This is a genomic window from Pseudomonas sp. 39004 (assembly GCF_028682155.1).
GTDB classification, from domain to species: Bacteria; Pseudomonadota; Gammaproteobacteria; order Pseudomonadales; family Pseudomonadaceae; genus Aquipseudomonas; species Aquipseudomonas capeferrum.
Genome location: NZ_JANIAG010000048.1, coordinates 1 through 12,157, shown reverse-complemented (window position 1 = coordinate 12,157; position 12,157 = coordinate 1). Strand labels below are relative to the sequence as shown.

General features: G+C 62.7%; 10 protein-coding genes. 8 read left to right on the top strand and 2 right to left on the bottom strand.

The annotated features are described in order from the left end of the window. The first annotated feature begins 5 nt into the window (after positions 1 to 5). Positions 6 to 557, top strand: coding sequence for a single-stranded DNA-binding protein (locus NP534_RS11015; protein ID WP_033703483.1), 552 nt, complete (start codon positions 6 to 8; stop codon positions 555 to 557). 110 nt (positions 558 to 667) lie between these two features. On the opposite strand, the gene NP534_RS11010 is transcribed toward NP534_RS11015, so the two are convergent. Both NP534_RS11010 and NP534_RS11005 read right to left on the bottom strand, forming a co-directional pair. Continuing rightward, on the bottom strand, positions 668 to 1,162 hold the full coding sequence (locus NP534_RS11010) for a GlcG/HbpS family heme-binding protein (RefSeq protein ID WP_077068794.1): 495 nt from the start codon (positions 1,160 to 1,162) through the stop codon (positions 668 to 670). 128 nt (positions 1,163 to 1,290) lie between these two features. Beyond that, positions 1,291 to 2,679, bottom strand: coding sequence for an aminotransferase-like domain-containing protein (locus tag NP534_RS11005; RefSeq protein WP_274098736.1), 1,389 nt, complete (start codon positions 2,677 to 2,679; stop codon positions 1,291 to 1,293). A 443-nt stretch (positions 2,680 to 3,122) separates the two neighbouring features. Between NP534_RS11005 and NP534_RS11000 the strand changes: the two genes are divergently transcribed. The 7 genes from NP534_RS11000 (at position 3,123) to fdhE (ending at position 12,030) form a co-directional block, all read left to right on the top strand. Further along, a complete protein-coding gene (locus NP534_RS11000; protein ID WP_274098735.1) occupies positions 3,123 to 4,148 on the top strand; it encodes a TauD/TfdA family dioxygenase in 1,026 nt (341 codons plus the stop codon). A gap of 31 nt (positions 4,149 to 4,179) precedes the next feature. Beyond that, positions 4,180 to 4,965 carry a sulfite exporter TauE/SafE family protein gene (locus NP534_RS10995; RefSeq protein WP_033703479.1) on the top strand — a complete coding sequence of 262 codons (786 nt, stop codon included), beginning with the start codon at positions 4,180 to 4,182 and terminating at the stop codon, positions 4,963 to 4,965. A 22-nt stretch (positions 4,966 to 4,987) separates the two neighbouring features. Then, complete coding sequence (locus NP534_RS10990) at positions 4,988 to 5,761, top strand: SDR family NAD(P)-dependent oxidoreductase (protein ID WP_274098734.1); 774 nt, start codon at positions 4,988 to 4,990, stop codon at positions 5,759 to 5,761. A 666-nt stretch (positions 5,762 to 6,427) separates the two neighbouring features. Further along, entirely contained in the window at positions 6,428 to 9,496 is a 3,069-nt protein-coding gene (fdnG, locus tag NP534_RS10985; protein WP_274098733.1) for a formate dehydrogenase-N subunit alpha, read from the top strand. Then, positions 9,496 to 10,446, top strand: coding sequence for a formate dehydrogenase subunit beta (gene fdxH, locus NP534_RS10980; RefSeq protein ID WP_033703475.1), 951 nt, complete (start codon positions 9,496 to 9,498; stop codon positions 10,444 to 10,446). Before fdnG ends, fdxH begins: the two co-directional genes overlap by 1 nt. Further along, entirely contained in the window at positions 10,443 to 11,099 is a 657-nt protein-coding gene (locus NP534_RS10975) for a formate dehydrogenase subunit gamma (protein WP_186661160.1), read from the top strand. Before fdxH ends, NP534_RS10975 begins: the two co-directional genes overlap by 4 nt. A gap of 4 nt (positions 11,100 to 11,103) precedes the next feature. Beyond that, positions 11,104 to 12,030 (top strand): formate dehydrogenase accessory protein FdhE, encoded by a 927-nt coding sequence (gene fdhE / locus NP534_RS10970; protein WP_047583468.1) that lies wholly within the window; start codon positions 11,104 to 11,106, stop codon positions 12,028 to 12,030. Positions 12,031 to 12,157: the final 127 nt, after the last annotated feature.

The following is a 12,157-nucleotide window of genomic DNA, read 5'->3' as shown; positions in this document are numbered from 1 at the left end:
ACGTTATGGCCCGTGGGGTTAACAAAGTCATTCTGGTCGGCACCTGTGGCCAGGATCCCGAAGTCCGCTACCTGCCCAACGGTAACGCCGTGACCAACCTGAGCCTGGCTACCAGCGAGCAGTGGACCGACAAGCAGTCGGGCCAGAAGGTCGAGCGTACCGAGTGGCACCGTGTGTCGATGTTCGGCAAGGTTGCCGAAATCGCCGGCGAATACCTGCGCAAGGGTTCGCAGGTGTACATCGAAGGCAAGCTGCAGACCCGTGAGTGGGAAAAAGACGGCATCAAGCGCTACACCACCGAAATCATCGTCGACATGCAGGGCACCATGCAGCTGCTGGGCGGCCGTCCGCAGAACCAGCAAGGTGGCGGCGACCAGTACAATCAAGGTGGTGGTAACAACTACAACCAGGGTGGCCAGCAGCAACAATACAACCAGGCGCCACCACGTCAGCAGGCCCAGCGCCCGCAACAGGCTCCTCAGCGCCCAGCGCCGCAGCAGCCAGCGCCGCAGCCGGCCGCTGACTTTGACAGCTTTGATGACGATATTCCGTTCTGATCAGAGCGGTTAGGCGTCGCGCTACATCGAAAGCCCAGGGCATTTGCCCTGGGTTTTTTTTAGTGCGAGGAAACTTCACGGGCGCAAATGAAAGGTAAGCCCCCCGAGCGTCAGGCATCGCCATCCAGCGCTGCCTGGGCAAACTGCACATCCAGCTCCGGCGTAGCCCCGCTGATACCGATGCCGCCGATATGCTGGCCATTCGCATCCATGATTGGCAGGCCACCCCCCAGTAGTGTGAAGCCAGGCAGTGACGCATAGGGATTCGCTGGCAGGGCAGCACTGCGCTCTGCAAGTGTTCTGGAGGCAAGCGGGAAACGGGCGGAAGTCGCGGCCTTGAGCTTTGCGACCTGGATGCTGCCGCTGCTGGTGCCGTCCATGCGGTGGAAGTGCTTGAGGTTGCCATGGTTGTCGACAATGCTGATGACGATGGCAAAGCCCTCGGCCTGGGCAGCGCGTTCGGCGGCTGAGGCCATTGCCCGGGCGGCTTCGGCAGTGATCGAGGCGGAGGGAGGCGGGGCTGCTGTCAGGGGATCAGCCAGCGAGGGTGCCGCCAGCAACAGCGAGCACATGAGGAGACTGGCACGGCCGTAATAGGTTTTCATGCAAGCATTACCCTTAGGATTTTTCGGGCAACCTAGCAGGCGACTGGCGTTTGTTGATGTAGTCCGTTTCTGAAACCGATGTCGGCCTGTCTCAAAAGGACGGCAGCGAGCCGTCCAAGGTCATTCGCCTAGTAGAAAAGCCGCGGCTCCGGCGAATCCAGCAGGCTGACCAGCTTGGTCAGGGCAAAGCCCAGTTCCGAACGGCTCGGCGTCATCAGGGCGATACGCACGCCACAGGTGGCAGCGCTGCGTTCAGGCAGGAACTGGCTGCCGCTGACCACGGTGACGCCATTGTTGCGCGCCAGGTTGGCAAATTCGTCGCTGGTCCAGGGTTCGGGCAGTTCCAGCCAGATATGAAAACTGTAGGGCTGGCTGCGGATCTTGTACTTGCCGAGGATTTCACGGGCCATCTGCTGGCGCGTTGCCGCTTCGTCCTGCTGCACCTGCACCAGTTGCTCGGCCATGCCGCTGTTGATCAGGTTGCTGGCCAGTTGTGCCATCAACGGCGATGGCATCCACACGCTGCTGCGCACCATCGACGACAGCCGCGACAGGGTTTGCGGCGGGGCATACAGGTAGCCGATACGCAGCGCTGGCAGCACGCTCTTGGACAAGCTGGTCAGGTATACCGAGCGTTCGGGTGCATAGGCGGCCAAGGGCTTGTAGCCAGGTGCTGGCTCCAGGAAACCGTAGATATCGTCATCGACGATGAACAGGTCGAACTCGCGGGCAATGGCGGCGATGGCTTCGCGGCGTGCGTGGGGCATGATCGAGTTGGTCGGGTTCTGGTGGGTGGTGACGCACACCAGCAGGGAAGGGCGGTGTTCTACGCACGCTGCGCGCAAGGCCTCGGGAATCAGGCCGTGTTCGTCCATGGCCACACCGCGCAGGCGGCGCCCCATGCTATGGGCCAGCGAAATGATGCCTGGGTAGCAAAACGACTCGCACAGTATGACGTCGTCGCCTTTGGACAGGCTGCTGATGGCCACCAGCAGGCCATGCTGGGCACCCGAGGTCAGCACCACCTGCTGCCAGTTGGCATCAGGCAACCAGCGCTGGATCCAGGCCGCTCCGGCCTGCTTGTGCGTCGCATGGCCACCTTCGGTGACGTAATCGAGCACCTGGGCCAGGTCGGGTGACGCGGCCAGTTCGTTTATTGCCCCGCGCAGCCAGTCGGTCATGTGCGCGTCATTGGGCTTGATGATCGAAAGGTCGATCTGCCCGCTCTCGCGTTCGGCTGGCGGCATCAAGGGGCGTGCTGCCGGGGCCTGCGCCTGGCGTTGCTGCAGCACGAAGGTGCCGCGCCCCACCTCGCCCACCACCAGGCCACGTTTGGCCGCTTCGTCATAGGCTCGGCCGATGGTGCCAGGCGTCACGTTCAGTGATTCGGCCAGGTCCTTGAGTGTCGGCAAGCGTTCGCCAGCGGTCAGCCGGCCGCTGCCGATGTCCTGTTCAAGGGCGTCGGCGATCATCAGATAGACCGGCTGTGCCAGGTCGCTGTAGTGAGGAACCCACATGGAAATGGCACCAGAAGCTGCAAGAACGCGAAAGCCTAGCACGAAAGGTCTGATAGGAGTAATTGTGTTTTTTTCTAGGTAAATTGCACCGATTGAGGTGGTTTCGCTAAACAAAAACGGAGGAAGGGGCGAATCGCGTTCCGGCTGTACTCGGCACTAGGCACGCGTGTCTACGGCGGTTTTTCCAGAAATCTTTTGAAATCAATAAGTTGATTGAATCGATTCAATCGATGTTCTTTCTTGATGATGAAATAAATTGAGTCGATTCTATTTTTGTAATTACAATGATTGAGTCGATGCAATTGACGGGTGCCCTTTCTGCCTCCGCCACCCCCATCGCACAGCTGTGAACGGCTTCAAAAAAAAGACAATGTCTGCCGCCTCTGCCCGGCTTAGCACGACACCGAATGGCCACAAGCTAGCTCAATGGACTAACACTCGAAATGGAAAGCGCACACCTGCAACAAGCAGCCGAGCCTCAGACTTCACTGGAGATTCGCCTGCCTTGGGTGACTTCAAGTGCCTGGCAAACCGTACTGAACAATACCCCCCTCGATTTTGAAACCAGCAAAGAGCTCTATCCGCAGCTCAAGGACCAGGCACAGGAAGTGCTGGGCAAAGCACTCTGCCAACAGATTCGTGGCTTCGTCGAAGACCCGCAGCTGACCTGCATGATCGTGCGCAACTGCCCACGCGACCGCGACGTCCCCCCTACGCCGTACTCCGGGGTACTCAGCCCGCGCAGCACGCCGATAGCCTGCCTGGTCAGCCTGACCATGCAGAGCCTGATGGGGATCAACCCGATCGTTTATGAAGGGGAGAACGACGGGCGCCTGTTCCGCCATGTCATCCCGGCGCGTACCTCGTCCAGCCACAAGAGCTCCCACGGCTCGCGGCTGCGCTTTTCCTACCACGTCGACAACCCCGACTTGCCGTTGTCGTCCGAGCCACTGGGCAGCGCTTCGTGCTGCCCGGAGTACCTGTCGTTCTTCGGCATGCGCTGTGACCCGCGTATCAGCACAACCCTGGTCAACCTCGATGCCGTAGTGGCGGCGCTGCCCGCGGCCAGCGTGCGCGAGCTTTGCCAGCCACAGTTCGAAATTCGCCGCCCCGACTCGTTCACCGCCAATCGGCGCTGCACCGCGGAGCTGCCCGTGCTGGCACGTGGCAACGCGGACGAGTGGCTGTGCCGTTTCGACAGCGAAAACACCCACGGGCTGAACCTGCGTGCCGAGCAAGCCCTGGCCAGCCTGCGCGGCGTGCTGGAAACCCGCCGCTTCGATGAGCCGCACCTGCTGCTGCCGGGCGACTTCATGGTGTTCAAGAACCAGCGCGTGTTGCATGCCCGTGATGGCTTCGAGCCGCAAAACGACGGTGCCGACCGCTGGCTGATGCGCCTGTTCGCGGTCAACGACCTGAACCGTGTGCATTTCACCCGCGCCGATCACCTCTACGAAGTGCGCTCCTGATCTCACTCAACCACTCGATGGAAGTAATGCTATGGAACTGTTAGGCGCTTTCTGGGCGGAACACTGGCTGCTGGCGATCCTGATGCTGGGGGCGATCGCGTTCATTGCCGGCTTCGTCGACAGCATTGCTGGCGGTGGCGGGCTGTTTCTGGTCCCCGGGTTTTTGCTGGTGGGCATGCCGCCGCAAGTGGCCCTGGGGCAAGAAAAACTGGTCAGCACCCTGGGCACGCTGGCGGCCATTCGCAACTTTCTGGCCAACAGCAAGATGGTCTGGAAGGTGGCGCTGGTCGGCGTGCCGTTCTCGTTGCTCGGGGCCTACCTGGGGGCGCACCTGATTGTGTCGATCTCCCAGGAGACCGTGGGCAAGATCATCCTGGCGCTGATCCCGGTCGGCATCCTGATCTTCCTCACCCCCAAGGACCGCCCGGTCGAGGAGCGCGAGCTGTCTCCACGGGTGCTGTACACCGTGGTGCCGCTGACCTGCCTGACCATCGGCTTTTATGACGGTTTCTTCGGCCCCGGCACCGGCAGCATGTTCATCATCGCCTTCCACTACCTGCTGCGCATGGACCTGGTGTCCAGCTCGGCCAACTCCAAGACCTTCAACTTCGCGTCCAACATCGGCGCACTGGTGGCGTTCATCATGGCCGGCAAGGTTGTGTACCTGCTGGCCCTGCCACTGGTGGCCTGCAACATTCTCGGTAACCACATGGGCAGTGCGCTGGCCTTGCGCAAAGGCAACGACGTGGTGCGCAAGGTGTTGGTGTTCTCGATGCTGTGCCTGTTCACCAGCCTGGGCGTGAAGTACCTGGTCTGACTTACCCAACCGGAGATAACTGATGAAAACCGCATTCGTAACCGGCGCCTCCTCGGGGTTTGGCCGTGCCATCTGTCGTACCTTGGTTGCCAAGGGCTATCGCGTGATCGGTGGTGCCCGGCGCATGGATAAACTGCAGGCACTGGAGGGTGAACTGGGGGTCAATTTCATCCCGCTGGCCCTGGATGTCACCGATCCGGTGTCGCTTGAGCAGGCCGTCGAGCAGATCCGTGATGCGTCGCTGCAGATCGACCTGCTGGTGAACAACGCCGGGCTGGCGCTGGGCGTCGACCGCGCCCAGGCCAGCAGCGCCGAAAACTGGCAGCGGATGATCGACACCAATGTCACCGGGCTGGCCATGGTCACCCACAAGATCCTGCCGCAGATGGTGGCGGCGGACAGCGGGATGATCATCAACATCGGCTCCATTGCCGGCACTTACCCCTACCCAGGCGGCAACGTGTATGGCGCCAGCAAGGCATTCGTTCGCCAGTTCAGCCTCAATCTGCGTGCCGACCTGGCCGGTACGTGTGTTCGGGTGAGCAACATTGAACCGGGCCTGTGCTCGGGCACCGATTTTTCGCTGGTGCGCCTGAAGGGCGATGTGGAGGCCGTGCAGGCTCTGTACCGTGATGTGGAGGCGATTCTGCCGGAGGATATCGCGGCCACGGTGGCCTGGATTGCGGACCAGCCCGCGCATGTGAATATCAATACCATCGAGATCATGCCGGTGGCGCAGAGCAGTGCGGCGCTTAATGTGGTGCGTGATCTGCCTAGGCCGTTGGGCGCTGCTTGATTGCCCCGTTATCGTTTGGGCCAACTGGCGCCATGGCGGCTGATGGCCTCTTCGCGGGATCTTGTGGGGTTTACCGCGAAGAGGCCAGTGAGATCAATGCAACCTCCTAAGTGGCTGGAACCTGTAGCATTTGGTTTCAGGTTCAGAAATGTCTTACGGCGGGTGGGTTTGTTGGCTGTGAGGTGCATGTCGGGAGAAAAGGGTGGGCACGGGGTGTTCGCCACAACAGCTTCAGCGCCTGTGAGATCGAGCGCCGCCCGCGCGGCGCATCGCGACGCAAGGCCGCTCCTACATCTGTTTCGGGCCAATGAGGTCTGTGACATTTGCGCGCGACCGCCTTGTTGGTACGGCGCGATATCGAGGCGGGCGCCAAGGGGCCGCGCGCCAATGCCTCAGGAATAATTGGCCCGAAACAAATGTAGGAGCGGCCTTGCGTCGCGATGCGCCGCGCGGGCGGCGCTCGATCTCACAGGCGCTGAAGCTGTTGTGGCGAGCATCTGTCAGCCCCACACCGATCCCCAACCCCTCCCCTGACCCACGTCATCGCACCTTCCCGATTCTTGACTAGTCTTATCCATTGGCGGCCATCAAAAACCCGCCACCGTGATGACTACCAAAAGGCGCCGGCCATGTTCCGTGCGTCCACCACCTGATCAGGAGTGCACGATGGACCTCAACCGTCGGCAATTCTTCAAGGTCGCCGCCGTCGGCCTTGGAGGCTCTAGCCTGGCGGCGTTGGGCATGGCCCCGACGCCGGCCTTCGCCGAGCAGGTACGCCACTTCAAGCTGGCGCACACCATCGAAACCCGCAACACCTGCCCCTACTGCTCGGTCGGCTGCGGCCTGATCATGTACAGCCAAGGCGATGCGGGCAAAAACGTCAAACAGAACATCATCCACATCGAAGGCGACGCCGACCACCCGGTCAACCGCGGCACGCTGTGCCCCAAAGGCGCAGGCCTTCTGGACTTTATCCACAGCCCGAGCCGCCTGCAGTACCCCGAAGTGCGCAAGGCGGGCAGCAAGGAATGGGTGCGGGTGGAGTGGGACGAGGCGCTCGACCGCATCGCCCACTTGATGAAGCAGGACCGCGACGCCAACTTCATCGAGAAAAACGCCCAGGGGCAAACCGTCAACCGCTGGCTCACCACCGGTTTTCTTGCTGCCTCCGCCGCCTCCAGCGAGGCTGGCTACCTGACCCACAAGGTCGTCCGCGCAACAGGCATGCTGGGGTTCGATAACCAAGCACGTGTCTGACATGGCCCGACGGTGGCAAGTCTTGCCCCGACGTACGGCCGTGGCGCCATGACCAACCACTGGTCCGATATCGCTAACGCGAATCTGGTCCTGGTGATGGGTGGCAACGCAGCAGAAGCGCACCCGTGCGGCTTCAAGTGGGTGACCGAGGCCAAAGCGCACAACAAGGCGCGGCTGATCGTGGTCGACCCGCGGTTTACCCGTACCGCCTCGGTGGCGGACTACTACGCACCGATTCGTACTGGCAGCGACATCGCCTTCATGGGCGGGCTGATCAACTACCTGCTGAGCACCGACAAGATCCAGCACGAATACGTGCGCAACTACACCGACGTGTCGTTCATCGTCAAAGAAAGCTATGGCTTCGAGGACGGGCTGTTCAGCGGCTACGACCCCGCCAAGCGCGTGTATGCCGACAAGTCCGGCTGGGGCTACGAGCTGGGTGAGGACGGCTTTGCCAAAGTAGACCCAACCCTGCAACACCCGCGTTGCGTGTTCCAGTTGATGAAGCAGCACTACAGCCGCTACACCCCGGAACTGGCCAGCATGACCTGTGGCATGCCGCAGGACGCCATGATGAAGATCTGGGAAGAGATCGCCACCTGCTCGGCGCCGGGCAAGACCATGACGATTCTCTACGCGCTGGGCTGGACGCAGCATTCGATCGGCGCGCAGATCATCCGCAGTGCGGCCATGGTCCAGCTGCTGCTGGGTAACGTCGGCATGCCGGGCGGTGGGGTCAACGCCCTGCGCGGGCACTCCAACATCCAGGGCCTGACCGACCTCGGCCTGCTGTCCAACTCGCTGCCGGGCTACCTGACCCTGGCCGGCGATGCCGAACAGGACTACGCCGCCTTCATCGACAAGCGCGCCTCCAAGCCGCTGCGCCCGGGGCAGCTGTCGTACTGGCAGAACTACGGCAAGTTCCACGTCAGCCTGATGAAGGCCTGGTATGGCGCCAATGCCACGGCAGAAAACAACTGGGGCTACGACTGGCTGCCCAAGCTCGACGTGCCGGCCTACGACGTGCTGCGCATGTTCGAGATGATGAGCCAGGGCAAGGTCAACGGTTACATCTGCCAGGGCTTCAACCCGATCGCCGCGCTGCCGGACAAGAACCGCGTCACCGCAGCGCTGGCCAAGCTCAAATGGCTGGTGATCATGGACCCGCTGGCCACCGAAACCTCCGAGTTCTGGCGCAACGCCGGGCCGTTCAACGACGTCGACACGGCCAACATCCAGACCGAAGTGATCCGCCTGCCCACCACCTGTTTTGCCGAGGAGGACGGCTCGCTGGTCAACAGCAGCCGCTGGCTGCAGTGGCACTGGAAGGGCGCCGACGGCCCAGGCCAGACCCGCACCGACGTGCACATCATGAGTGAACTGTTCCTGCGCCTGCGCCACCGCTACCAGGCCGAGGGCGGCGCCTACCCTGATGCCCTGATGAACATCAGCTGGCCGTACAAGGTCCCTGAAGAGCCGTCCCCGGAGGAGCTGGCCAAGGAAATGAACGGCTGGGCCGTGACCGACGTCACCGACCCGACCGGCGCCGTGCTCAAGGGCGGGCAACAGTTGTCGGGCTTCGGCCAGCTCAAGGACGACGGCAGCACGGCGTCTGGCTGCTGGATTTTCGCCGGCTGCTGGACCGAGCAAGGCAACCAGATGGCCCGCCGTGACAACAGCGACCCGTATGGCATGCACCAGGTGCAGAACTGGGCCTGGGCCTGGCCGGCCAACCGCCGCATCCTCTACAACCGTGCCTCCAGCGACCCGCAAGGCAAGCCATGGGACCCAGAGAAGAAGCGCCTGGTGTGGTGGAACGGCAAGGCCTGGACCGGCACCGACGTGCCCGACTTCAAGGTCGACTCGCCACCGGAAGCCGGGATGAACCCGTTCATCATGAACCCTGAAGGCGTAGCGCGCTTCTTCGCCATCGACAAGATGGCCGAAGGCCCGTTCCCCGAGCACTACGAGCCGTTCGAAACACCGATCGGCATCAACCCACTGCACCCGCAGAACAAGAAGGCCACCAGCAACCCGGCCGGGCGGATCTTCGATTCGGTGTGGGACACCCTCGGCACCCATGATGAATTCCCCTACGCGGCGACCACGTATCGGCTGACCGAGCACTTCCACTTCTGGAGCAAGCATTGCCGGCTCAACGCCATCGCCCAGCCCGAGCAGTTCGTCGAGATTGGCGAGGTGCTGGCGAACGAGAAGGGCATCAAGGCGGGTGACCGGGTGCGGGTGTCGAGCAAGCGCGGCCATATCGATGCGGTGGCGGTGGTGACCAAGCGGATTCGCCCGCTGCAGGTCAACAACCAGACCGTGCACCAGATCGGCATCCCGCTGCACTGGGGCTTCACCGGGGCGACCCGGCACGGCTACCTGACCAACACCCTGGTGCCGTTCCTGGGTGATGGCAATACCCAGACGCCGGAGTCCAAGTCGTTCCTCGTCAAAGTGGAGAAACTCTGATGGCCAGCCAAGACATCATCGCCCGCTCGGCCACCACTACCGTACCGCCGTCGGTACGCCAGCAGCAGGAAGTCGCCAAGCTGATCGACACCACCAAGTGCATCGGCTGCAAGGCCTGCCAGGTGGCGTGCTCGGAGTGGAACGAACTGCGTGACGAGGTCGGCCACAACCACGGCACCTACGACAACCCCCAGGACCTCACGGCCGAGACCTGGACCCTGATGCGCTTCACCGAGCACGAGCGCGACGACGGCAACCTGGAGTGGCTGATCCGCAAGGACGGCTGCATGCATTGCGCCGAACCAGGCTGCCTGAAAGCGTGCCCGAGCCCGGGGGCAATCATCAAACACGCCAACGGCATCGTCGACTTCAACCAGGACCACTGCATCGGCTGCGGTTACTGCATCACCGGCTGCCCGTTCAATATCCCGCGCATCTCGCAGAAGGACCACAAGGCGTACAAATGCACCCTGTGTTCCGACCGCGTGACCGTGGGCCTGGAGCCGGCCTGCGTGAAAACCTGCCCGACCGGGGCGATCGTGTTCGGCACCAAGGACGAGATGAAGGTGCATGCCGCCGAGCGTATCGTCGACCTCAAGTCGCGCGGCTACGACAACGCCGGGCTGTATGACCCGGACGGCGTCGGCGGCACCCACGTGATGTACGTGCTGCACCATGCCGACACGCCCAAGTTGTACGCCGGCCTGCCGGACCAACCGGTGATCAGCCCGCTGGTGGGCTTGTGGAAGGGCTTCACCAAACCGCTGGCGCTACTGGCCATGGGCGCGGCGGTGCTGGCCGGGTTCTTCCACTATGTGCGGGTCGGCCCGCAGCGGGTCGAAGAGGACGAACACCCCACACCGCCCGATGACAGCGTGCACCAGGTGGACCCGGCAGTGCATGTCTACGATCCGAAGCAGCCCGGTGGGCAAGGGGAGCAGCGGCCATGAACGACAACAAACCCATCCTGCGCTACAACGCCAACGAACGGACCAACCACTGGATCGTCGCCATCCTGTTCTTCCTGGCCGGGCTTTCCGGGTTGGCGCTGTTCCACCCGGCGCTGTTCTGGCTCAGCCACCTGTTCGGCGGCGGGCCCTGGACACGCATCCTGCACCCGTTCATGGGCGTGGCGATGTTCGTGTTCTTCCTTGGCCTGGTAGTGCGCTTCTGGCGCGCCAATTTCATCACCGCCAACGACCGCCTGTGGCTGCGCCGCATCGACCGGGTGATGGTCAACCGGGAAGACGGCGTGCCGCCTATTGGCAAGTACAACGCCGGGCAGAAGCTGCTGTTCTGGACGCTGCTGGTGTGCATGCTGGTGCTGTTGATCAGCGGTGTGGTGATCTGGCGCGCGTATTTCAGCCATTACTTCGATATTGGCGCGATACGCGTAGCGTCGCTTGCCCATGCACTGGCAGGCTTCGTGCTGATCCTCAGCATCATCGTGCACATCTACGCCGGTATCTGGATCAAAGGCTCGATCGGCGCCATGCTGCATGGCTGGGTCAGCCGCGCCTGGGCGCGCAAACACCATCAGTTGTGGTACCGCGACGTGACTGGCGACAAGACGCCGGGCGATCACGGACGTAAAGAAGGATGAGCGTGTGAGCACGATACTCGAACCCGGGCAGATCGAAGCGTCGGCGGTGGCGCCGCCGTTCATTCATCTGCCGCCCAAGGACTTGTTCGCCCAGCGTGCCGAGCGGCTGGAGCAGTTGGCAGTGGGTAATGCCCTTGGCGATTACCTGCGCCTGATCGCCTGGCTGTGCCGCTTCCAGCAGCAGCTTGTGGATAACCCGCCCAGTGGTTTACCGGTGGCCGAAGCGCGTCAGCGCCTGTGCATAAGTCATGGGCTGCCGCCCCTTGCAGCCGACAGCCTGGTGCGCGAAGGGCCGTGGTTGGCGTGGATGCAGGCGTTGATCGAGCACTTTGACGAAGAGGCCAGCGGCCCGTTGGCTGTGGCGTTGCAGGCACTGCGCGACAGTGACGACAGCCAGCGCAAGGGGTGGGGCATCGCCTTGCTGGCTGGGCAGTTCGACGCCGTGCCGGCAGCGTTGGTGCCGTTTCTCGGCGCCGCGCTACAAGCCGCGTGGTTCAGCTGGCTGCTGGCGCTGCCGGCCGCCGAGCTCAAGCCCTCTGGCAGCCAGGCCCAGTGCCCGGCCTGCGGCTCGCCGGCGATGGCCGGGGTGGTGCGCAACCGTGGCAAGCACAACGGCCTGCGTTACCTGGCGTGTTCGTTGTGTGCCTGCGAGTGGCATGTGGTGCGGGTCAAGTGCGTGTACTGCGAGTCGAGCAAGGGCCTGCGCTATACCAGCCTGGAGGATGATCGCCATGCGCCGGGCAAGGCGCCGCTACGGGCCGAGTGCTGCCCGGGGTGCAACAGCTACCTGAAGCAGAGTTATCTGGAAAACGATGCGGCGGCCGAGCCGTTGGCCGATGACTTGGCCAGCCTGGCACTGGATATGCGCTTGGATGAGGAAGGCTTTCATCGTCTGGCACCGAACCTGATGCTGGCGCCGGGTGGTGGCTGAGTGTCTACACTGCAAGTTCGAGTCGCCCTTTTCGCGGGGCAAGCCCGCTCCCACAGGTACTGCGCTTTTTCCGAAAACTGTGGGCAGTGAAATTGAAATCGCTGTGAAGATGCAGTGTATCCGCGGC

Bases quoted from the DNA above. Each gene is read 5' to 3' on its own strand.
- NP534_RS11005 (WP_274098736.1), bottom strand. From the start codon at position 2,679: ATGTGGGTTCCTCACTACAGCGACCTGGCACAGCCGGTCTATCTGATG.
- fdxH (WP_033703475.1), top strand. From the start codon at position 9,496: ATGGCCAGCCAAGACATCATCGCCCGCTCGGCCACCACTACCGTACCG.
- NP534_RS10990 (WP_274098734.1), top strand. From the start codon at position 4,988: ATGAAAACCGCATTCGTAACCGGCGCCTCCTCGGGGTTTGGCCGTGCC.
- NP534_RS11000 (WP_274098735.1), top strand. From the start codon at position 3,123: ATGGAAAGCGCACACCTGCAACAAGCAGCCGAGCCTCAGACTTCACTG.
- NP534_RS10995 (WP_033703479.1), top strand. From the start codon at position 4,180: ATGGAACTGTTAGGCGCTTTCTGGGCGGAACACTGGCTGCTGGCGATC.
- NP534_RS11010 (WP_077068794.1), bottom strand. From the start codon at position 1,162: ATGAAAACCTATTACGGCCGTGCCAGTCTCCTCATGTGCTCGCTGTTG.
- NP534_RS11015 (WP_033703483.1), top strand. From the start codon at position 6: ATGGCCCGTGGGGTTAACAAAGTCATTCTGGTCGGCACCTGTGGCCAG.
- NP534_RS10975 (WP_186661160.1), top strand. From the start codon at position 10,443: ATGAACGACAACAAACCCATCCTGCGCTACAACGCCAACGAACGGACC.